The sequence below is a fragment of the Flavobacterium petrolei genome, assembly GCF_003314435.2.
GTDB lineage: Bacteria > Bacteroidota > Bacteroidia > Flavobacteriales > Flavobacteriaceae > Flavobacterium > Flavobacterium petrolei.
In genome coordinates, this window is the sequence record NZ_QNVY02000001.1 from 1,445,598 (window position 1) to 1,467,370 (window position 21,773).

Here is a 21,773-nt window from a genome sequence, read left to right on the forward strand (position 1 = left end):
AAAGTTTAAAGTTTAAAGTTATTCGAGAGAACCTTAAACCTTAAACCTTAAACTTCAAACTAAAGAAAATGAAAGTAACACAACATATAGAAGCAGCAAAAGGAGAAACGTTGTTCTCCTTCGAAATTATTCCGCCTCAAAAAGGGAAAAGCATTCAGGAATTATACGATAATATTGATCCGTTGATGGAGTTCAAACCGCCATTTATAGACGTGACCACTTCTCGTGAGGAATTTATTTATGTCGATAAGGGAAATGGATTATTGGAAAAAAAACTAACCAGAATGCGTCCTGGAACGCTTGGAATTTGTGCTTCAATCAAGCATAAGTACAATGTAGATACAGTTCCTCATGTGCTTTGCGGTGGTTTTACCAAAGAAGAAACCGAATATTTATTAGTCGATTGTCATTATCTGGGAATTGATAATGTGATGGCTTTGCGTGGCGATGCCATGAAGGACGAACAGTCTTTTGTTCCTAAACAAGGAGGGAATGATTTCGCAGTCGATTTGGTCAAACAAATTAACCAATTGAATTGCGGAAAATATTTGCATGACGTGATGGATGTTGATAACAAAGCTAATTTTTGTATTGGAGTTGCGGGATATCCGGAGAAACATTTAGAATCTCCATCTTTAATTTCAGATTTGAAAAGATTGAAAGAAAAAGTAGATGCAGGTGCTGATTATGTGGTGACGCAAATGTTTTTTGACAATGCTAAATACTTTGAATTTGTTGCTAAAGCCAGAGAAATGGGAATTACCGTCCCTATTATCCCGGGAATTAAACCAATTGCGGTGCAAAGACACTTACAGGTTTTACCACAAATTTTTAGAATCGATTTGCCGGAAGATTTAATTCATGCCGTGGATCAGTGTAAAAACAATGCAGATATCAGACAAGTAGGGATAGAGTGGGCGATTCAACAATCTTTAGAATTGAAAGCTGCCGGAGTTCCAGTTTTACACTATTATTCAATGGGAAAATCAGAAAATATTAAACAAATTGCGAGTAAGATTTTTTGATGTTGAATCGCATTTCAGAAAAAAAGCTCGTTTAAATTGATTTAAATGAGCTTTTTTTAGTTGTAAACTACTTCGTAATTTCCCTAAATACTGCCTCCAAGTTTTTATTTTTCTGATTCAGTTGAAGTGTTTTCAATCCATTGGCATTAGCAAAATCAAAAACTGCTGGACGCATATCTTTATCCGCTTTGAAAGTCAATTCCCAAATCGTGTCGTGCGTATTCTTGTAAGAAACAAGATTTTCGATTTTAGCAATTAATTGTTCCTCTATTTTATAATCAAATTCTACTTCGATAACTTGCTCCTTGTCTTCAGAAATTAAATTGTCCAGTTTTTTATCGGTAACAATTTTACCGTTATTGATGATAATAACGCGGTCACAAATGGCCTCGACTTCCTGCATAATGTGTGTGGAAAGGAAAACCGTTTTGTCTTTCCCCACGTTTTTAATCACATTACGAATTTCCATTAATTGATTAGGGTCTAAACCTGTAGTTGGTTCATCGAGAATCAAGACGTCAGGATTGTGCAATAAAGCATTGGCAAGACCTACACGCTGGCGATATCCTTTAGATAATTGCCCTATTTTTTTATGACTTTCGGTACTTAAACCGGTCAGTTGAATTACTTCTTCGATTCTGGATTTGGCTACTTTATAGACATCAGCATTAAAAGCCAAATATTCCCTAACATACAAATCCAAATACAACGGATTGTGTTCCGGAAGGTAACCAATAGAAAGTTGCACTGCTTTCTGTTGAGTGTTTACATCATTTCCATTTACGATTGCAGTGCCTTCATCGGCATTGATGTAGGTTGTCAATATTTTCATTAAAGTTGATTTTCCGGCTCCATTTGGACCTAAAAAACCAACGATTTCTCCTTTTTTTATAGAAAATGAAATGTTATCCAATGCTTTTTGGGCACCGTAACTTTTTGATATGTTATTTACTTCTATTGACATGGAATTTTATTTGTTGCAAAAGTAAACAGAAAAAACATTGATTTATTGTTTTTTGTAGCTCAATAGCTAAAAAGACCTAAGTCAAAGTTTTACAAAGCGGGATGATATTCTATTTTAGATTTATATATTTACCCTAAACTATATAGATATGAATTTGAAAAATACACAATCGGGCAGTTTCTTAAAAAATTACAAAAGTATTTTATTGCTACTTGGCGGAATTCTGGCAGGAAGTATTTTGGGTTTAGTTTTTGGAAAAGGAGTAGAGGTGATTAAGCCTTTGGGCGATATATTTCTGAATTTATTGTTTACGGCAATTATCCCGTTGATTTTTTTTACCATCGCATCTTCGATTGCCAATTTAGAAAAATCAGAGAAACTAGGAAAATTGTTTGTCATTGTCATTGGAGTATTTTTAAGTACAGTACTTATTTCTGCCGTTTTGATGCTAGTTGGTGTATTGTTATTTCCCATTCAGCAAGATATTATCATTTCTAAAATCCCATTAGAAACTATTCAGGAAAGCACCACAGGTTCACAAATTACCCAGTTGCTTACAGCGGGAGATTTTTATGAGCTACTTTCTCGAAAAAGTATGTTGGCGCTCATCATATTCTCGTTTTTAATAGGATTTGCTAGTTTGCAATCGGGCGAAAAAGGGAAAGATTTTAGCCGGTTTTTGAATTCAGGCAATGAAGTGATGAAACAATTGTTACACATCATCATGAAAACGGCTCCAATAGGATTGGGTGCTTATTTTGCGTATCAGGTTGGGATATTTGGACCGCAATTATTTGGCGCTTATGCAAAACCTTTGGGACTTTATTATGCAGTTTGCGCTTTTTACTTTGTCGTGTTTTTTAGTTTGTACGCTTTTATAGCTGGAGGAAAATTAGGATTTAAAGTATTTTGGAAAAACAATATTACGCCTTCCTTAACAGCATTGGGAACCTGCAGCAGCATTGCGACAATTCCTGCCAATCTGGAAGGTGCTGAAAAAATGAATATTCCGACTCACATCAGGAATGTAGTTATTCCACTGGGAGCACCGTTGCATAAAGACGGATCGAGTATGTCGTCAATTATAAAAATTGCAGTAATTTTTGCCATGTTTGGAAAAGATTTAACGGATCCTAATACTATATTAATGGCATTGGGAATTACGGTTATTGTTTCAGTAGTTGAAGGCGGAATTCCAAATGGAGGTTATATAGGAGAAATTCTGGCGATAACCGTTTATGGATTTCCTATGGAGCAGGCTTTGCCGGCCGCAATGATTGTGGGAACCTTGGTTGATCCAATGGCGACGCTGCTGAATGCAAATGGTGATTTAGTATCGGCAATGATGGTAACTCGAATTTCGGAAGGGAAAAAATGGCTTACTGAAAAATTAGTGGCGTAATTTAGGTTTATTTTTAAAGGTAAAATTCAGGAAAAATAATATTTCAATTGCCGAAAATCATAAAGACACGCTGATTAAAAAATATTTTAAAAGCCTTTTTTTAATTATTACATAATTAATAACCAGTTTTTTAGCGAATCTCTTTTTTGTTCAATAAAATCAGCTTTTTTTTTTGGGTTAGCTGGAAATTATGTATACATTCGCAGAGTAATTAATGCAAAAAAGCAACAAGATGTTGAGTAACCGATTTTATTTTAGCAATTCTTATTATTTCTTCTGGAAAGTAGAAAGGGATTGTTGTATGGTTATTTGATTATAAAATTAAATTGATACTATAAATATACAATCCCGATGAAAATCGGGATTTTTTTTTGCTTAAAAAGATGTAAAAATGAATGAAATAATTGGAATACAAGGGATAACGGGTTCTTTTCACCATCAGGTTGCTCAAGAATATTTCAGTCAGGCAGTTGCTGTCGATGAATGTTTGTCTTTTGAAGAATTAGTGGATAACCTGCTTTCAGGCAAATCAGATCAAGCAGTTATGGCGATAGAAAATTCTATTGCGGGTCCTATTATTCCAAATTACGCATTGATTGACAAAAATAATTTGCACATAATAGGAGAACATTATTTGAGAATTCATCAGAATTTAATGGCCTTAAAAGGTCAAAAAATAGAGGATATTCAAGAAGTACATTCGCATCCCATGGCAATTTTGCAATGTATGGAATTCCTAAAAAAATACCCAAACATAAAATTAGTCGAAGACAAAGATACTGCTGAAACGGCACGTAGAATTCAGGAAAAACAGTTGAAAGGAATTGCTGCAATCGCCAGTAAAACCGCTTCGGAAATGTATGATTTAGAGATTTTGGCTCCGGAAATTCAAACGATTAAAAATAATATGACGCGTTTTGTGATTATCAAAAAGGACAATTCTTTTGTCCCTGAAAACGAAATAAACAGAGCCTCCATCAAATTCGAATTGGATCACAAGCGCGGCAGTTTGGCTGCAGTACTAAATGTAATGAGTGATTGTAAATTGAATTTAACCAAAATACAGTCGTTGCCAAAAATAGAAACACCTTGGAAATATTCGTTTTTTGTGGATGTTACTTTCGAAAAATACGAAGATTATGCAAAAGCAAAGTCATTATTGATCATCATGGCGGAATATTTCAAAGTGTTAGGCGAATATAAAAACACAAAATTATAATTAGTCGAAAGCTACAAAGCTACAAAGTTACAAAGTCAAAAGAATCTTAAAATTTAAACATGATTACTACAGCGAAACGTCTCGATATAATTGAAGAATACTATTTCTCATCAAAATTGAGAGAAGTAAGACAACTGGCTTCTGAAGGGAAACCAATTATTAATATGGGAATTGGAAGCCCGGATTTACAACCGTCACAAGCAGTAATTGACGCAGTAGTTTTGGCAATGCAAGATGAAAATGCGCATCAATACCAAAGTTATCAAGGATTACCGGAATTGCGTCAAGGCATGGCTGATTTTTACAAAAATAATTACGGAGTTGCGTTGAATCCGGCTAACGAAATCTTGCCTTTGATGGGTTCCAAAGAGGGAATTATGCATATTTCGCTGGCTTTTTTGAATGAAGGCGATCAGGTACTGATTCCAAATCCAGGATATCCAACATACACTTCGGTTACGAATTTAGTAGGAGCAGTTCCAGTTTATTATGACTTAAAAGAAAATAATAACTGGGAACCGGATTTTGAAGCTTTGGAAAAACTGGATTTATCGAAAGTGAAAATAATGTGGATTGGTTATCCACACATGCCAACAGGAGCAAGAGGAAGTTTGGAGTTGTTTTCAAGATTAGTGGCTTTCGCCAAGAAACATAATATTTTGTTGGTTAATGATAATCCGTATAGTTTTGTTTTGAACGACAACCCGATGAGTTTATTGCAAGTGGAAGGCGCAAAAGATGTGGTTTTAGAATTGAATTCTTTGAGTAAGACTTTCAACATGGCGGGCTGGAGAGTTGGAATGCTTCTAGGAAATGCAGCTTGTATCGATGCAGTTTTAAAAGTAAAAAGCAACATGGATAGCGGAATGTTTTACGGGATTCAAAAGGGAGCAATTGCAGCTTTGAAAAGTGACAAAATTTGGTTTGAATCGATGAATGCGATTTATAAAAAACGCAGAATTCTTACCGAACAACTGGCAGAAAAATTAGGCTGTAAAGTGTATAAAGAAGGTGTTGGATTATTTGTTTGGGCAAAATTGCCGGACGGAATTACATCATCAGAGAAATTCATTGATGAAATTTTATATGATAAATCCATTTTCATTACGCCGGGAACCATTTTTGGTTCTAATGGAGAAGGATACATACGATTTGCACTTTGTGTAAAAGAAGAAAAAGTACAGGAAGCGATAAATAGATTTTAGATTGCTGATTAACGATTTTAGATTTCAGATTTTCTTGCAAGGTTTTCAAAACCTTGTAACTAACAAATAAAAATTCTAAAAAAACGAGAAGCCCTAGCCCTGATAGCAGTGGAAATCCTTTTACTTTTTCTTTAAAAGTAAAAGATTGAGACGAATAGCAGGATTAGCTCAAAAAAATAAAAAATGAAAGTATTTGTAATAGGAATTGGATTAATAGGCGGTTCGATGGCATTGGACATTAAAACGCTGCATCCGGAGGCCAAAATTTATGGGATTGATACTAACGAAAGTCATTTGGCGGAAGCCATAGCTTTAGGAGTTGTGGATGCTGGTGCCACATTTGAAGATTTAGCCGATGCTGATTTTGTAATCGTTTCGGTTCCTGTTGATGTAGCGCTGGTTGTTTTGCCAAAAGTATTAGATGTTATTGGCGATAATAGTATCGTTTTTGAAGTGGGTTCTACCAAAATTCCTATTTGTGAAATAGTTGCCAACCATCCTAAAAGGAGGAATTTTATTGCCACGCATCCTATTGCAGGAACGGAGTTTTCTGGACCTTCGGCAGCGATAAAAGGATTGTTTCAAGGGAAGACAAATATTATTTGTGAGGTGGAAAAAACTACTTTCAAATTACAAGAAAAAGCGTTGGATTTATTTAAGGCAATGGGAATGAGAATTCGTTATATGGATCCGAAATCACACGATAAACACATTGCTTACGTGTCGCATTTGTCGCATATCAGTGCCTTTATGCTGGGAAAAACGGTAATTAATAAAGAGAAAGACGAGCAGGATATTTTTGATATGGCAGGTTCCGGTTTTGAAAGTACGGTTCGTTTGGCCAAAAGTTCCCCAGCGATGTGGACGCCAATTTTTAAACAAAACAGGAAACAGGTTGTAAAAACATTGGACGAATATATTTCGAATTTATCAAAATTTAAAGAATTATTAGAAAAAGAAGATTACGATGCGATTTATAATGAAATGCAAAGTGTCAACAAAATAAAAGAAATATTAAACGGAATGAACATTAAAAAATAATCAGTGTTCATCCTCAAACTTCAGGAGAAATTTACAATTAAATAGAACAACACAAAAACTAAAAAAAATAAAATTAGAAAAGATGGAAAACAAGAAAGAAATGAGAAATTGGTTGAATGAATTCAATTTGACTCATCCATTTGTGATCGCAGGACCTTGTAGTGCTGAAACAGAAGAACAAGTATTGAAAATTGCACATGAATTGAAAGATTCAGATGTAAGTGTTTTTAGAGCAGGAATTTGGAAACCAAGAACACGTCCGGGAGGATTTGAAGGTGTTGGTGAAATTGGATTGAAATGGTTAAAAAAAGCTAAAGAACAAACCGGATTGCTAATGGGAACGGAAGTGGCAAATGCGGCTCACGTAAAATTGGCTTTGGAATATGATATTGATGTATTGTGGATTGGTGCAAGAACTACCGTAAATCCTTTTGCAATGCAGGAAATTGCAGATGCTTTAGTAGGAACTAAAAAAATCGTATTGGTTAAGAATCCGGTGAATCCAGATTTGTCTTTATGGTTGGGCGGCGTTGAGCGCTTGTACAATGCTGGAATTGAAAAATTAGGGGTAATTCATAGAGGTTTTTCAACTTACGAAAAAACAAAATACAGAAACATTCCAGAATGGCAGATTGCTATTGAATTGCAAAATAAATTCCCAGATTTACCTTTAATAATTGACCCGTCTCATATTACAGGAGACCGCAAAATGATTCTTGAAGTTACTCAACAAGCTTTAGATTTGAATTATGACGGTATGATTATCGAAACACATTACGATCCAGACAATGCATGGAGTGATGCTGCGCAGCAAGTGACTCCGGATGCTTTGAAACAAATTTTTATTGATTTGAAGGTAAGAAAAGTAAACGATGTATCGGATGCATTTACTCAAAAAATGGCTAAATTAAGAGCTAATATCGATGTTTTAGATGCTACGTTGTTAGAGCTTTTGGGTAAAAGAATGAAAGTAGCGGATGAAATAGGTCAAGTGAAAAAAGACGCAAACGTTGCTGTATTGCAAAACAATCGATGGAATGAAATCCTTGGAAAAATGATTTTGGATGGTGAGAAAAAAGGATTGACGGAAGAATTTGTACTAAAAATGTTCAAAGCAATACACCAAGAAAGTATTGGGCACCAAGAAAAAGTGTTGAACGCATAAAATGATTTAAGATTTAAGATTGAGGATTAACGATTTCTGATTTTTGATTTCGTGAGCCATTAATTTAGATTTTTAAAAAAATTCCTGCCGCTTTTGTAAAAAAAAGTTGTGGGGATTTTTTATTTTTAATTGTATGTAAAGTTGTTCAAAGTGAAAAACTTCAAACTTTATCCCGAAGCTTCGGGATAAACCTAAAACAAAGAATTATCTTTGCAAAGTCTTAGATTTTAAATTAGAAATCTAAAATCGTTAATATTCAATCAAATAATCCTAAATGACAGGACTCGTATATAAATCTACAGGAAGTTGGTACACCGTAAAATCCGAACAAGGTGATTTTATCGAATGCCGTATGAAAGGGAAATTTCGAATAAAAGGAATCAAAAGTACCAATCCTATTGCTGTAGGTGATGTTGTGGATTATGAACTTGAAGAGACATCAGACACGGTTACAGGAACCATTCATAAAATTCATGATAGAAAGAATTATATTGTACGTAAATCAGTGAATTTATCGCATCAGATGCATATTATTGCGTCTAATATTGATCGCGTTTTCTTGTTAGTTACCATTAATAATCCTCCAACGACTTTTAATTTTATTGACCGTTTTCTGGTTACTGCCGAAGCATACGGAATTGAAACGATATTAGTTTTTAATAAAATAGACACTTTTGATGACGCCACACTTGATGAGCAATTGTATATGCAGCATGTGTATCAAGAAATAGGGTACAAATGTCTGCGTGTTTCTTCTACTGAAATGAAAGGAATTGAGGAATTGAAAGCAATGATGATTGGCAAAGTGAGTATGTTCTCTGGGCATTCCGGTGTTGGAAAATCAACTTTAGTAAATGCTATGGAACCTTCCTTGCATTTAAAAACAAAAACGATTTCTGAAGCAAGTAAACAAGGACAGCATACCACAACATTTGCTGAGATGTATGATTTGTCTTTTGATGCTAAAATTATTGACACGCCAGGTATCAAAGGTTTTGGAATTGTGGACATGGAAAAAGAGGAAATTAGTGGCTATTTCCCTGAGTTTTTCAAATTGAAAGAACAATGTAAATTCAATAATTGTTTGCATAAAGACGAACCGCATTGCGCCATCAAAGCAGCTTTAGAAAGAGATGAAATCGCGTGGTCCCGTTATAGAAGTTACCTTAAAATTCTGGAAGGAGACGATGAAAATTACCGTACTGATATCCATAATGAGGATAGAATAATCAGTGATAAGACGAGGGAATAATAATATCAATTTCAAAAATCAATTTTAATTTTAAAAATGAAAGTTGTAATTCAAAGGGTTTCCTCCGCCTCCGTAACTATAGACAATAAAATTGTAGCCGATATCCAAAAAGGATTGTTGGTTTTAGTTGGTATTGAAGATGCGGATAACCAGGAAGATATCAATTGGTTAGCTACAAAAATAGCCAACATCCGTATTTTTGGGGATGAAAATGACGTGATGAATTTATCCGTCAAAGATATAAATGGCGATATTATTGTGGTAAGTCAATTTACATTGCATGCCGCTACCAAAAAAGGCAATCGTCCTTCGTATATAAAAGCTTCAAAACCTGAGGTTGCCATTCCATTGTATGAGAATTTTGTAAAACGTCTGGAAATAGAGTTTGGTAAAAAAGTGCAAACTGGCATATTTGGCGCTGATATGAAAGTGCTTTTATTAAATGACGGTCCAGTAACAATAGTAATTGACAGTAAAAATAAAGAATAAAATGAACCTAAAAAACTCGCAACTCGACGTAGATACTTGGATCAAAGAACACGGCGTTCGTTATTTTAACGAATTAACCAATATGGCACAACTTACCGAAGAAGTAGGCGAAGTGGCCCGAATCATTGCTCGTCGTTATGGCGAACAATCCGAAAAAGAAAGCGATAAAAATAAAGACCTTGGCGAAGAATTAGCCGATGTAGTTTTTGTGGTATTGTGTTTGGCAAACCAAACCGGAATCGATTTACAAGCCGCTTTCAATAAAAAGATGGATTTAAAATCTGTTAGAGATAAAGACCGTCACAAAAACAACGAAAAACTCAAATAATTTGTGAAGTATAAATTATGAATTATAAATGTGGAGTGGTAAATTGCGAACTTGAATTATACCACTCATAATTCATAATTCACAACTCATAATTAGCTACATGAATTTAAAATTAAGAACGAATTCACAATTCACAATTGATAATTCACAATTAAATATTACCGGTTCAAAAAGTGAAACCAACAGACTACTGTTATTACAAGCTTTATTCCCAAATATTACTTTGGCCAATACTTCCAATTCTGATGACAGCGAGGTCATGCAAAAAGCATTGAAAGGAAATGAGGAAATAGTTGATATTCATCATGCGGGAACTGCGATGCGTTTCTTAACGGCATATTTTGCTGTAAACGAAGGTCGCGAATTAGTGTTGACCGGCTCTCAACGAATGACGGAGCGTCCCATAAAAGTTTTAGTGGAAGCCTTGGAGCAATTAGGGGCTAAAATCTCCTACGAGAAAGAAGTAGGATATCCACCAATTCGAATCAAAGGACAAAAAATCACGGCTTCTAAAGTGAATATACCTGCTAATGTAAGCAGTCAATACATATCGGCGTTATTATTAGTAGCGCCAAAACTAGAAAACGGTATCGAAATTACTTTGGTTGGCGAAATCACTTCCGTTCCTTATATCAAAATGACATTGGCTTTGTTGAATGATTTGGATATCAAAACCAGTTTCGAAGGAAATGTGATTACGGTATATCCAAAACAAGAAGTAGCGTCGAAAGTAATGACCGTTGAATCCGATTGGAGTTCTGCATCATACTTTTTTAGTTTAGCTGCCTTGGCCGAAAATGCTACCATTTCATTAAACAGTTATACAGAAACCAGTTTGCAAGGCGATTCGGCTTTGGTTGAAATCTACAAACAAATGGGTGTTGAAACGCATTTTGAAGGAAATAAAATGACTCTGGTAAAACAGTCTGATTTTAAACCGGAAAATTTAACCTTAGAATTGAATAACACACCAGATATCGCCCAAACCATTGTGATTACTTGCCTTGGATTAGGAATTGGTTGTCATCTTACAGGGCTTCATACCTTGAAAATTAAAGAAACAGACCGACTAGAAGCACTTAGAATAGAGTTGACAAAATTGGGAGCCAATATTTCTGTGACCAATGATAGCTTGACACTTGTGGCTTCAAACCAAATCAATCCTAATGTTAAAATTGCGACTTATAACGATCACCGAATGGCGATGGCATTTGCACCATTAGCTATAAAAGTGCCAATTATCATCGAAAACGCGGAAGTCGTTTCAAAATCATACCCTGATTTTTGGGAAGACATGAAGAAGTTAGGATTTAATGTGTCTGAAATTTTGTAAATTAAATTTTATGTAGTGCCTTCGAGCCTTTGTGGTAGTGGACTTTTGAAAATAAACAGCAAAACACTTGACAACGCCTATCTCACAATCGTATATTTGCAAACTATTATAATTTATTGAGGCTTAACTCGTAACTTATAATTCATAACTCATAAATTTATCAAATGAAATTATCACATTTTCAATTCGATTTGCCAAAAGAACTTCTTGCCGAATATCCAGCTGAAAACAGAGACGAATCTCGTCTAATGGTTATTGATCGCAAGAAAGGAACTATAGAGCACAAAATGTTCAAAGATGTTATCGATTATTTTGACGAAGGTGATGTTTTAATTCTGAATAACACGAAAGTTTTTCCAGCTCGTTTGTACGGAAATAAAGAAAAAACTGGAGCTAGAATCGAAGTTTTTTTACTTAGAGAATTAAATTCTGAGCAAAGACTTTGGGATGTTTTAGTTGATCCGGCACGTAAAATTAGAATTGGTAACAAACTATATTTTGGAGATGACGATTCATTAGTGGCTGAGGTTATCGACAATACAACTTCTCGTGGAAGAACATTGCGTTTCCTTTACGATGGTTCGTATGAAGAATTCAGAAATAAATTGACAGAACTTGGAGAAACTCCAATCCCAAAATATATTTCTAGAGATGTAACTCCGGAAGATGCGGAACGTTACCAAACTATTTATGCTAAAGAAGAAGGAGCTGTTGCAGCGCCAACTGCAGGATTGCACTTCTCGAAACATTTATTGAAAAAACTGGAAATCAAAGGAATCAAATTTGCCGAAGTTACGCTTCACGTAGGTTTGGGAACTTTCAATCCAGTTGAGGTTGAAGATTTATCAAAACACAAAATGGATTCTGAGGAATTAAAAATTACTCAGGAAGCATGTGATATCGTGAATGAAGCCAAAGCTAAAAAGAAGCGTATTTGTACCGTAGGAACTACTTCTATGCGTGCCGTTGAAAGCTCAGTTTCGTCACAAAACACCTTGAATCCGTTTGACGGATGGACAAACAAATTCGTTTTTCCTCCTCATGATTTCACAATTCCAACGTGTATGATTACTAATTTTCACACACCAAAATCAACTTTATTAATGATGGTTTCCGCATTTTGTGGTCATGATTTAATGAAAAAAGCATACGCAGAAGCAATCGAAAAAGAATATAAATTCTATTCTTACGGTGATGCAATGATGATTATCTAATCTAGATTTAGATTCTAAATAAGAAAATCTCGTCAGTAATGGCGAGATTTTTTTATTTTATAAGGGTGTGTCCCGCTGAAAAAGCGGGTCGGGCTCTACGCTGTATCTTTATTTTCTTAAAGAAAGAAAATAAAGGATGCCGCTTCGATTCCTCACACGACGTTCTGTGTATAAAAGAGGTTTGTATTCCTAATTCACTTGATACACCAATCGCACCGTGATATTAGCCGTTTTGTTTTTGGATTGTGTATTAAAAGAACCGCCATAAGAAAAATCTTCTGATGAGTTTTGACCGGTAATTTGAAAAACGCCCATATCTGATTTCTTTAAATTTCCTAAACTCGCATCTGCATTTTCAGCAATACTTTTCGCTCTGATGCTCGCGTCTTTTGTGGCTTCGGCAATCATTTTTATTTTTAACTCAGCCAGTTTGGTGTAATAATATTCCGGTGGAGACGAATAAAATTCCACACCTGAGTTGATCAATTCACTGGATTGTCTGGACAATTCTTCAATTTTATTTACTTCCTTAGATTGGATACTTACACTTTGAGTTAAAGTAAATCCAGTGAAAATTTGCTGTCTTGTAGTTCCGTTTTCATTGAAGGTAGTTTCAAAATCCTTATTGAAATTCACCGCTGAGAAAACCATTTCATTCGGCGCAATTCCTTTGCCTGATAAATAACTTTTTATTTTTTCTCTATCAGCATCTAATGCGGCATAAGCATCTTTCAAAGTCATACTTTTTTTAGAAAACGAACCGCTCCAAACAATCAAATCCGATACGAAATCCTTCTTTCCGGAACCTGTAACGCTTATAGTATCGTTACTTTTATTTCGATTCTGAAAAGCATTCGAAAATAAATACGAGGAAATTACCACAGCGATGGCAATAATAATAACGTTCAAACTGTTTTTAAGCATGGCTAAGAATTTTAAATTCAATCAAATATAAGTAAATAACGAGTAGTTTCTTAATTCAGTATGGGAATTGGGAACTATTTTTTTGTATTCGAAAATTTAACTATTGTATAGCTTTCCAATCAATGTTAACTATATTATCATTCGTCCATTTTTACTACTTTTACAAAACAAAATACAAATCATGACATTCGAAAATACCCTTGAATTTGCAAAAAAATTGGATTCACAAGATCAATTACATAAATACCAAGATGAATTTATTTTTCCGCAGGTAAAGGGGAAAAAGGTGATTTATTTCACAGGAAATTCACTGGGATTACAACCTAAACGTACTAAAGCGTATGTAGATGAGGTGATGAATGATTGGGCAAACCTCGCTGTTGAAGGACATTTTTACAGTGAAAAACCTTGGTGGGATTACCATGAACGATTTGCAAATCCGTTGAGTAAAATTGTGGGTGCACTTCCAAGCGAAGTTACAGTGATGAATACATTAACAGTAAATCTTCATTTGTTGATGGTTTCTTTTTACCGACCAACAAAGACCAGATATAAAATTATTTGTGAGGAAAAAGCATTTCCTTCGGATCAATATATGTTTCAAAGTCAGGTTCATTTTCATCGATACAAACCAGAAGATGCTATTATCGAAATCAAACGTCGAGAAGGCGAACACAACATTCGCTTAGAAGATGTTTTGGCAAAAATTGAAGAAGTTGGTGAAGAGTTGGCTTTGGTTTTAATTGGTGGAGTCAATTATTACACCGGACAAGTTTTTGATATGAAAACCATAACAGCTGCAGGCCATAAAGCTGGAGCTTATGTAGGTTGGGATTTGGCGCATGCTGCAGGAAATGTGAAACTGGAATTGCACAATTGGGATATTGATTTCGCAGCTTGGTGCAGTTATAAGTACATGAATTCAGGACCGGGGAATGCTTCAGGATGTTTTATTCATGAAAAGCATCATAATAATTCAGAGTTGCCTAGATTCGCGGGTTGGTGGGGACATAATAAAGAACGTCGTTTCAAAATGGAGCCCACTTTTGATCCTGTGCATGGAGCCGACGGTTGGCAAATCAGCAATTTACCGGTACTATCTTTGGCGCCTTATTTAGCATCAGTCGACATGTTTGACGAAATAGGGATGGACGCTTTAATCCAGAAAAGAGATTTAATAACTTCTTATTTAGAATTTATTCTACATGAAATTGACAAAGAAGTCGATAGTAGTTTCGAGATTATTACACCTTCTGATCCAGCGGAAAGAGCGTCTCAATTATCAGTCTTACTGCATGGGGAAGGACGCAGTTTATTTGATTATTTGATGAAAAACGGAGTCATAACGGATTGGCGCGAACCTAATGTTATCCGTTTAGCGCCGGTGCCATTGTATACTTCTTTTGAAGACATGTATGAGTTTGGTCAGATTCTGAAAGCAGGTATTCTGGGCAAAGCGAATCTTTAAATTATATAAATAATAACCTGAATTGCATAAGTGTAATTTACAGGTTTAAACGTTTCTTTGTAGTATTACAAATTGAAAAAAATCAAATTATGAAAGTATTATATTTTATATTAGTAGCTATACTTGTTGTTTCTTGTCAGAACCAAGGAAAAATGGAAATTGAAAAAGCTAAAGTAGCAACAGTAGATTCCATGAAAGTTGAAATGGAAAAGGCAAGAGTAATTGACTCTATGAAACAAGAAATGGTCAAAATTGAAGCTGCTAGAATTGAAACGCAAAAAGAAGTTGTTGTTGTAAACAAGCAATCACCTTCGACTACAACGACTACAACAAATACTACCACGCAAAGAAAAGGCTGGAGTAGTACTGCAAAAGGTGCTGTAATAGGCGCTGGTGTAGGTGCTGCAACTGGTGCTATTATCAGTAAGAAAAAAGTACAAGGTGCTATTATTGGTGGTGTAGCTGGTGCTGGAGTAGGTGCAGGAACCGGAGCAATTATAGACGGAAGCAAAAAGAATTAGATTTATCCGTAAAATAAACAAGAGTGTTTAAGTTCATAATAGAATTTAAACACTCTTTTTTTATGGGAAAATTTGGGTTTAATACGAATCCATATTGGCAATTATTTCATTCGCCTTTACTTTGATTTTATATAATTCTTCGGGATTTATTTTCTTTAATAAATTCAGCATCATTCCCATGCGTTGGTTTCCTTTGAAATATTCTTTTTTATCATCAAGGAAATTCCAGTATAAAGTATTGAAAGGACAGGCGTTATCACCAAATTTTTCTTTCACTTTATAATGGCATTTGGCACAATTATTACTCATTTTATTGATGTAACTTCCGGAGGAAACATACGGTTTGGTGGCAATTATTCCACCATCGGCATATTGTGACATCCCGCGGGTGTTAGGCATTTCGACCCATTCAATGGCATCTATGTATACGCCAAGATACCAAGCGTCTACTTCATCTGGATGAATTTGCGTTAATAATGTAAAATTTCCAATTACCATCAGCCGCTGAATATGATGTGCGTAAGCTTCGTCTAAACTTTGATTAATTGCGTGGCTCATACAATTCATTTTGGTTTTACCCGTCCAGAAAAAGTCTGGTAATTTATTTGTATTTTCCAAGACATTCATTTGGGCATAATTGGGCATTTCTTTCCAATAAATTCCTCGGATGTATTCGCGCCAACCTAAAATTTGTCGTACGAATCCTTCGACTTGTGAGATAGTTATATCGGTTTCATTGGCATGATAAAAAGAAATAACAGTCTCGATTACTTCTTTTGGCGAAAGCATTTTACTATTCATGGCAAAAGACAAACGGGAGTGAAAAAGAAATTTTTCATCGGTGTGCATCGCATCTTCATAATCACCAAAATGTTTCAACAGATTTTTACAGAAATAATCTAAAACCTCCAACGATTGTTCACGCGAAGTAGGCCAACTGAAATTATCTGGATTGATGTTTCCAAAAGTCACAATTCCTGCTTCTACTATTTGTGCAGCAACTTCAGAAACATTCGCATGAAAATTCTTTTCTGAAGGAACCGGGACTTCACCTTTATATTTTTTGCGATTATCAGCATCAAAATTCCATTGGTTACCTAACGGAGTGCTTCCATCCATTAAAACATGATGTTTTTTGCGCATGTTCCGATAAAAGTTTTCCATCAGCAACAACTTCTTTCCCTCAAAAAAATCAGAAAGTTCGGTACGCGTGGTATAGAAATGTTCGGAGTCAAAAGCTTCAGATTCGATTTTTAGATTGGAACAAATCGTTTTTAATTGTTGGTCCAGTCGGTATTCATCAGGTAATTGGTATTCGAACTTTTGAATTTTATATCTTTCAATACAAATGGCAATGATTTTTTCTAAGTCCTGTGGATTCTCAGCATCGGTAATTTGAAAATAGACTGCTTGATGTCCATTTTCTTTTATCGCTGTGTAAAAATTCCTCATCGACACGAAAAAGGCCACTACTTTTTGGATGTGATGTTTGACATAATTCGTTTCCTGACGCATTTCGGCCAAGACATACATTGTGTTGTCATCACTTTCCTGAAGCCAAGAATGCTTTGAATTGAGCTGATCACCAAGGATTAAGCGCAGTTTTTTCATTTGTTATTTTTTAAAAAAGGAAGTGGTTGGAATTTCCTTTCGAGCATATTGAAAACGATCCACTAATTTGGGTAAACAATACCCATCAAGACCATTTAATGCCACAACATTGCCTCGGTCAATTTGTAACCAGCCATCTTTATGTTCTAATTCTTCCTCAAAAAATAAATTTTCGATTGACGCAATTACATGAATCGTATCATTTTCTTTGATGTAATATTCATTTACGTATTTGCAATACAACTGCACTGGACTTCCTTTTACAAATGGAATTTCAATGTCATTTTTATACTCTTCTTCCAGATTGGTTTTATCAAATTCGGAAATTCCCAGTTCGTAATTTGCAGACGTATGGTGCGCATCTTCAATCATGTCAACGGTAATGTGATTTACTGTAAAATATCCAGTGTCTTTGATGTTTTTGTACGTGTCTCTTGGAACAGTTGTAGGACGCATTATGAATCCAATCATAGCAGGATTGCTTCCCAAATGCGTTACGCTACTAAAAATGGCAACATTAGACTTTCCGTCGAGGGATTTTGTAGCAAGCAAATTAGCTGATTTATAACCAGTGCAGGAATTGATTAAATTTAATCTTTCGATTTTTTCCATTTGAGAAATATCGTCTCTTGAAATGTGTTTCATATTTAGTCATATTTGAAACAAATATACTTTTGTTTAATTAAATATAAAATTAATTAAACAAAATATTTTAAATTCAGTAATGATTTATTCTATTTAGTTTGAAATAAACACATTGGAACAAATAGTTTTTAAATAACTTACAAATCCTATATATTTGTTTTTCAATTTATCCAATGATGAAAATACTTAGAAAATTCCTTCTCGTTTTACTTTCGTTAGTAATTGTTTTAGCGGTAGCAATGCTTGTTTATGGTTATTACTTAAAACCAAAATACGAAGGCAAGTTACGCTTGAAAAACATTCAAAAAGAAACCACCGTTTATTTCGATGAATTTGGTGTTCCTCATATTTATGCGACAACTTCTCAAGATGCCATGGTGGCCTTGGGTTATGTCCATGCACAAGATAGATTGTGGCAAATGGAATTGATGCGACGTATAGCTCCTGGAAGATTATCGGAAATTTTTGGTTCAGTGGCATTGAAAAACGATAAGTTCTTTGCTGGATTGGGAATCGAAGAAGCTTCCGCTAAAGCGATTGCAAGTTTGGATAAAAACAGTCCAAGTTATCAATTGACGATGGCTTATTTAGAAGGCATTAATCAATACATGGATGAAGGGACTACACCAATAGAGTTCAGTTTAGTAGGCGTCAAAAAAGAGAAGTTTACCATTAAAGATGTTTATAATATTTTTGGATACATGTCTTTTAGTTTTGCAATGGCTCAAAAATCAGATCCGTTATTGACCGATGTTCGAAACAAATATGGAATGGAATATTTGAAGGATTTTGGAATTGATGGTTCCTTCAATACTACAAAAATTAAAAATGCGAAAGACAGACCACAAGAATACGCGGCTATTTCAAAATCAGTTGCGTCGCTTTTGGAGAAGTCACCAGTATCGCCTTTTATAGGAAGCAACAGTTGGGTTATTGCTCCAAAGAAAACTAAAAACGGAAAAGTTATTTTTGCTAACGATCCTCATATTGGATTTTCACAACCGGGAACTTGGTACGAAGCGCATATTGTTACTCCGGATTTCGAATTATACGGCTGTTATTTAGCAGGAACTCCGTATCCTTTATTGGGACACAACAGGGAATATGCTTATGGTTTGACCATGTTTGAAAATGATGATATTGATTTGTACCAAGAGCAGAATAATCCGGCTAATGCCAATGAATATAGGACGCCAAATGGTTTCACTACGTATGAAATTCAGGAGAAAACAATCAAAGTAAAAGATTCATCTAACGTGGTTTTGAAAGTGAAAACTACTCGACATGGACCTATAATGAACGATTTGATAGATGGTTTACAGCAAGACAAACCTGTTTCTATGTCTTGGATTTATACACAACAACCTATTCAAATTCTTGATGCGGTGTATGCACTTTCTCATGCTAAAAGCAAAGGAGATTTTCAGAAAGGAGTTTCACTAATTGCAGCACCAGGATTGAATGTGATGTATGGCGATGCTAAAGGAAATGTCGCTTGGTGGGCAACGGGAAAATTATACAAGCATAAAGAAGGAGTGAATCCGAATTTTATTCTCGATGGAGCGAGCGGTGAGGATGATATTAAAGAGTTTTTGGATTTCTCCAAAAATCCTTCGGCGGTGAACCCTAGATGGAATTATGTGTATTCCGCTAATAATCAACCAGAAGCAATTGACGGATTTTTGTATCCGGGGTATTATCTTCCAGAGGATCGAGCCAAAAGAATTACGCAATTATTGAGTCCAAAATCAGATTGGGATATGGTTTCGGTTGGGAAGATGATTTTTGATAATACTTCTTCTGTGGCTCCAAAAGTTGTGAAAGATTTAATCTCAAATGTAGATCAGGAATCCCTTACTGAAAACGAAAAACAAGCTCTTAGTGTTTTAAAAAATTGGAAAGGAACTAATAATCTGAGTGATGTGGCTCCTACAATCTATAATAAATGGATTTTTAATTACTTAAAAAATACTTTTGAAGATGAACTTGGTGCTGAAAATTTCAAGATGTTTTTAGGAACGCACATCATGAAGCAAATTATTGCAAGACAAATCACGAATAAAAAATCACTTTGGTGGGATAATGTTAACACCAAAAAGGAAAAAGAAACAAGAAGCCAGATAGTCTCAAAATCATTCAAAGAATCGATTGTAGCTTTAGAAAAACAACTGGGAAGTACAGTTTCGGATTGGACTTGGAATAAAGTACACACTTTAGAACATCAGCATCCGTTGGGGAAAGTAGCGGCTTTAAGAAGTGTCTTTAATGTAGGGCCTTTTGAAGTTTCAGGTTCTACAGAAGTAATTAATAATCTCTTTTTTGATTTTACGGATGATGGGAATTACATCGTAAAAGGAGGTCCGTCCACAAGAAGAATTATTGATTTTTCGGATATAGAAAACAGCTGGAGTATATTGCCTACGGGACAATCAGGAAATCCATTGAGTGAACATTATAGCGATCAGGCAGAGTTATACAATGCCGGTAAATTTAGGCGAATGATGCTGAATAAAGACGAGATTGTTAGAACTTCAACAAAATTGGTTTTTATTCCCCGTAAAAAATGATTCTTTTTAAAGAGCATAAAATAATAAATCAGTAATTTTGCTTAACTTTTTATAAAAAAATAATGCAAACTCCCATAAAAATAGCGGTTGTAGGTTCAGGATTAGTTGGATCTTTATTGGCTATTTATCTTCGTAAAGCGGGTCATACGGTTCATGTTTACGATAGAAGTCCTGATATTCGAAAAATTCAATTTTCTGGTCGTTCCATTAATTTAGCGATGTCTAATCGCGGATGGAAATCTTTGGATGGAGTAGGAATAGGAAAAGAGGTTCGTAAAATTGCGATTCCTATGGAAAAACGCGCTATTCACTTGGTTGATAAACTCAATTTTCAAAATTACGGTCAAGAAGGAGAGTCGATTTATTCCATTTCGAGAGGACTTTTGAATAGGAAAATGATTGATTTGGCGGAAGCCGCAGGAGCAGAATTCTTTTTTGAACAAAAAATTTGGGATGTTTCACTTGATGATGCAACCCTTCATATTGGTGAAACAGAACGTGGCGCTTGGGAAGATAAAAAATACGATATGGTTTTTGGTGCTGATGGTGCTTTTTCGAGAATCCGTCACCGCATGCAACGCCAAAGTATGTTTGACTACTCGCAAGAATTTTTGCCTATTGGTTACAAGGAATTAAATATCCCTGCAAATGCTGACGGAACACATAAATTAGATAAAAACTCCTTTCATATTTGGCCTCGTGGTGAGTATATGTTGATTGCGTTGCCCAATTTAGATGGAAGTTTTACCTGTACTTTGTTTATGCCGTTTGAAGGAGAAAATTCTTTTGCATCATTAAATGACATAAAATTAGTGGAGGCTTTTTTCGAAAAAAACTTACCGGATACTATTGATGTAATTCCAAAACTTGCGGAAGATTTCTTTAAGAATCCAACAAGTACATTAGTAACAATGAAATGTTATCCGTGGACTTATAAAGATAAAATCGCACTTATTGGCGATGCCAGCCACGCAATTGTACCTTTTTATGGTCAGGGAATGAATGCGGGTTTTGAAGATATTTCAGTGCTATATGAAATGATGGAGAAATATGGTGACGATTGGAAGTCGATATTCTCGGAATACCAAAAGTCCCGAAAACCAAATGCAGATGCGATTGCGGAACTTTCGTATCGTAATTTTTTAGAAATGAGTTCCAAGACAGCTGATGAAAATTTTCTTTTACAAAAGAAAATAGAAAAGTCATTCTCAGACAAGCATCCTGAAAAATGGATTCCTTTATACAGTAGAGTTACTTTTAGTGATCGTCCGTATGCAGAAGCTTTAGCGATTGGAGATTATCAAAATGCAATCATGGAAGAAGTTTTGAAAATGGAAAACATTACTGAAATATGGGATTCAGAAGCTGTTGAAAATAAAATCCTAGAGCTTTTGGGATAA

19 protein-coding genes are annotated in these 21,773 nt (G+C 35.1%); 15 read left to right on the forward strand and 4 right to left on the reverse strand.

The genetic code is table 11. From position 1 onward, the window contains the following. Window positions 1-68 precede the first annotated feature (68 nt). Window positions 69-1,025 (forward strand): methylenetetrahydrofolate reductase [NAD(P)H], encoded by a 957-nt coding sequence (metF, locus tag DR871_RS06270; protein ID WP_113664367.1) that lies wholly within the window; start codon window positions 69-71, stop codon window positions 1,023-1,025. Between the two features lie 67 nt (window positions 1,026-1,092). Here metF and gldA read toward each other — a convergent pair whose 3' ends face one another. Continuing rightward, entirely contained in the window at window positions 1,093-1,989 is an 897-nt protein-coding gene (gene gldA / locus DR871_RS06275) for a gliding motility-associated ABC transporter ATP-binding subunit GldA (RefSeq protein WP_113664366.1), read from the reverse strand. A gap of 148 nt (window positions 1,990-2,137) precedes the next feature. Here gldA and DR871_RS06280 point away from each other — a divergent pair, with 148 nt between their 5' ends. From DR871_RS06280 to queA, 10 genes are all read left to right on the forward strand, one after another. Next, the gene (locus DR871_RS06280) at window positions 2,138-3,391 is read left to right on the forward strand and encodes a dicarboxylate/amino acid:cation symporter (protein ID WP_113664365.1); all 1,254 of its coding nucleotides are present in this window, start codon (window positions 2,138-2,140) and stop codon (window positions 3,389-3,391) included. 391 nt (window positions 3,392-3,782) lie between these two features. Continuing rightward, window positions 3,783-4,610 carry a prephenate dehydratase gene (locus tag DR871_RS06285; RefSeq protein WP_113664364.1) on the forward strand — a complete coding sequence of 276 codons (828 nt, stop codon included), beginning with the start codon at window positions 3,783-3,785 and terminating at the stop codon, window positions 4,608-4,610. A 59-nt stretch (window positions 4,611-4,669) separates the two neighbouring features. Beyond that, window positions 4,670-5,815, forward strand: coding sequence for a pyridoxal phosphate-dependent aminotransferase (locus tag DR871_RS06290; protein ID WP_113664363.1), 1,146 nt, complete (start codon window positions 4,670-4,672; stop codon window positions 5,813-5,815). A gap of 183 nt (window positions 5,816-5,998) precedes the next feature. Continuing rightward, a complete protein-coding gene (locus DR871_RS06295; protein ID WP_113664362.1) occupies window positions 5,999-6,856 on the forward strand; it encodes a prephenate dehydrogenase in 858 nt (285 codons plus the stop codon). 82 nt (window positions 6,857-6,938) lie between these two features. After that, complete coding sequence (locus tag DR871_RS06300; RefSeq protein WP_113664361.1) at window positions 6,939-8,021, forward strand: bifunctional 3-deoxy-7-phosphoheptulonate synthase/chorismate mutase type II; 1,083 nt, start codon at window positions 6,939-6,941, stop codon at window positions 8,019-8,021. A 274-nt stretch (window positions 8,022-8,295) separates the two neighbouring features. Next, complete coding sequence (rsgA, locus tag DR871_RS06305; RefSeq protein ID WP_113664360.1) at window positions 8,296-9,273, forward strand: ribosome small subunit-dependent GTPase A; 978 nt, start codon at window positions 8,296-8,298, stop codon at window positions 9,271-9,273. Between the two features lie 36 nt (window positions 9,274-9,309). Next, window positions 9,310-9,762, forward strand: a complete 453-nt coding sequence (gene dtd / locus DR871_RS06310; RefSeq protein ID WP_113664359.1) for a D-aminoacyl-tRNA deacylase — start codon at window positions 9,310-9,312, stop codon at window positions 9,760-9,762. Window position 9,763: 1 nt separating this feature from the next. Then, window positions 9,764-10,090: a nucleotide pyrophosphohydrolase gene (locus tag DR871_RS06315; protein ID WP_113665419.1), complete on the forward strand. Its 327-nt coding sequence runs from the start codon at window positions 9,764-9,766 to the stop codon at window positions 10,088-10,090. A 100-nt stretch (window positions 10,091-10,190) separates the two neighbouring features. Further along, window positions 10,191-11,423 carry a 3-phosphoshikimate 1-carboxyvinyltransferase gene (aroA, locus tag DR871_RS06320; protein ID WP_113664358.1) on the forward strand — a complete coding sequence of 411 codons (1,233 nt, stop codon included), beginning with the start codon at window positions 10,191-10,193 and terminating at the stop codon, window positions 11,421-11,423. Between the two features lie 164 nt (window positions 11,424-11,587). Next, on the forward strand, window positions 11,588-12,637 hold the full coding sequence (gene queA / locus DR871_RS06325) for a tRNA preQ1(34) S-adenosylmethionine ribosyltransferase-isomerase QueA (RefSeq protein ID WP_091173319.1): 1,050 nt from the start codon (window positions 11,588-11,590) through the stop codon (window positions 12,635-12,637). A gap of 189 nt (window positions 12,638-12,826) precedes the next feature. Here the strand turns inward: queA and DR871_RS06330 are convergent, their stop codons facing one another. Further along, window positions 12,827-13,561: an SIMPL domain-containing protein gene (locus DR871_RS06330; protein ID WP_091173323.1), complete on the reverse strand. Its 735-nt coding sequence runs from the start codon at window positions 13,559-13,561 to the stop codon at window positions 12,827-12,829. A 181-nt stretch (window positions 13,562-13,742) separates the two neighbouring features. On the opposite strand from DR871_RS06330, the gene kynU reads away from it, so the two are divergent. Together kynU and DR871_RS06340 are read left to right on the forward strand one after the other, a co-directional pair. Further along, window positions 13,743-15,029, forward strand: a complete 1,287-nt coding sequence (gene kynU, locus DR871_RS06335) for a kynureninase (RefSeq protein ID WP_113664357.1) — start codon at window positions 13,743-13,745, stop codon at window positions 15,027-15,029. A gap of 89 nt (window positions 15,030-15,118) precedes the next feature. Beyond that, complete coding sequence (locus DR871_RS06340) at window positions 15,119-15,550, forward strand: YMGG-like glycine zipper-containing protein (protein ID WP_113664356.1); 432 nt, start codon at window positions 15,119-15,121, stop codon at window positions 15,548-15,550. A 78-nt stretch (window positions 15,551-15,628) separates the two neighbouring features. Here DR871_RS06340 and DR871_RS06345 read toward each other — a convergent pair whose 3' ends face one another. Beyond that, window positions 15,629-17,161 (reverse strand): cryptochrome/photolyase family protein, encoded by a 1,533-nt coding sequence (locus DR871_RS06345; RefSeq protein WP_113664355.1) that lies wholly within the window; start codon window positions 17,159-17,161, stop codon window positions 15,629-15,631. A 3-nt stretch (window positions 17,162-17,164) separates the two neighbouring features. Next, complete coding sequence (locus DR871_RS06350) at window positions 17,165-17,806, reverse strand: flavin reductase family protein (RefSeq protein ID WP_113664354.1); 642 nt, start codon at window positions 17,804-17,806, stop codon at window positions 17,165-17,167. Window positions 17,807-17,982: 176 nt separating this feature from the next. On the opposite strand from DR871_RS06350, the gene DR871_RS06355 reads away from it, so the two are divergent. Together DR871_RS06355 and DR871_RS06360 are read left to right on the forward strand one after the other, a co-directional pair. Further along, a complete protein-coding gene (locus DR871_RS06355) occupies window positions 17,983-20,373 on the forward strand; it encodes a penicillin acylase family protein (protein ID WP_113664353.1) in 2,391 nt (796 codons plus the stop codon). A gap of 62 nt (window positions 20,374-20,435) precedes the next feature. Then, complete coding sequence (locus tag DR871_RS06360) at window positions 20,436-21,773, forward strand: FAD-dependent oxidoreductase (protein ID WP_113664352.1); 1,338 nt, start codon at window positions 20,436-20,438, stop codon at window positions 21,771-21,773.

Coding starts and splice junctions, on each gene's coding strand:
- DR871_RS06330 (WP_091173323.1), bottom strand. CDS start 13,561: ATGCTTAAAAACAGTTTGAACGTTATTATTATTGCCATCGCTGTGGTA.
- metF (WP_113664367.1), top strand. CDS start 69: ATGAAAGTAACACAACATATAGAAGCAGCAAAAGGAGAAACGTTGTTC.
- DR871_RS06345 (WP_113664355.1), bottom strand. CDS start 17,161: ATGAAAAAACTGCGCTTAATCCTTGGTGATCAGCTCAATTCAAAGCAT.
- DR871_RS06315 (WP_113665419.1), top strand. CDS start 9,764: ATGAACCTAAAAAACTCGCAACTCGACGTAGATACTTGGATCAAAGAA.
- queA (WP_091173319.1), top strand. CDS start 11,588: ATGAAATTATCACATTTTCAATTCGATTTGCCAAAAGAACTTCTTGCC.
- dtd (WP_113664359.1), top strand. CDS start 9,310: ATGAAAGTTGTAATTCAAAGGGTTTCCTCCGCCTCCGTAACTATAGAC.
- DR871_RS06300 (WP_113664361.1), top strand. CDS start 6,939: ATGGAAAACAAGAAAGAAATGAGAAATTGGTTGAATGAATTCAATTTG.
- DR871_RS06355 (WP_113664353.1), top strand. CDS start 17,983: ATGAAAATACTTAGAAAATTCCTTCTCGTTTTACTTTCGTTAGTAATT.
- aroA (WP_113664358.1), top strand. CDS start 10,191: ATGAATTTAAAATTAAGAACGAATTCACAATTCACAATTGATAATTCA.
- DR871_RS06290 (WP_113664363.1), top strand. CDS start 4,670: ATGATTACTACAGCGAAACGTCTCGATATAATTGAAGAATACTATTTC.
- DR871_RS06280 (WP_113664365.1), top strand. CDS start 2,138: ATGAATTTGAAAAATACACAATCGGGCAGTTTCTTAAAAAATTACAAA.
- DR871_RS06285 (WP_113664364.1), top strand. CDS start 3,783: ATGAATGAAATAATTGGAATACAAGGGATAACGGGTTCTTTTCACCAT.
- kynU (WP_113664357.1), top strand. CDS start 13,743: ATGACATTCGAAAATACCCTTGAATTTGCAAAAAAATTGGATTCACAA.
- DR871_RS06360 (WP_113664352.1), top strand. CDS start 20,436: ATGCAAACTCCCATAAAAATAGCGGTTGTAGGTTCAGGATTAGTTGGA.
- DR871_RS06350 (WP_113664354.1), bottom strand. CDS start 17,806: ATGAAACACATTTCAAGAGACGATATTTCTCAAATGGAAAAAATCGAA.
- rsgA (WP_113664360.1), top strand. CDS start 8,296: ATGACAGGACTCGTATATAAATCTACAGGAAGTTGGTACACCGTAAAA.
- gldA (WP_113664366.1), bottom strand. CDS start 1,989: ATGTCAATAGAAGTAAATAACATATCAAAAAGTTACGGTGCCCAAAAA.
- DR871_RS06340 (WP_113664356.1), top strand. CDS start 15,119: ATGAAAGTATTATATTTTATATTAGTAGCTATACTTGTTGTTTCTTGT.
- DR871_RS06295 (WP_113664362.1), top strand. CDS start 5,999: ATGAAAGTATTTGTAATAGGAATTGGATTAATAGGCGGTTCGATGGCA.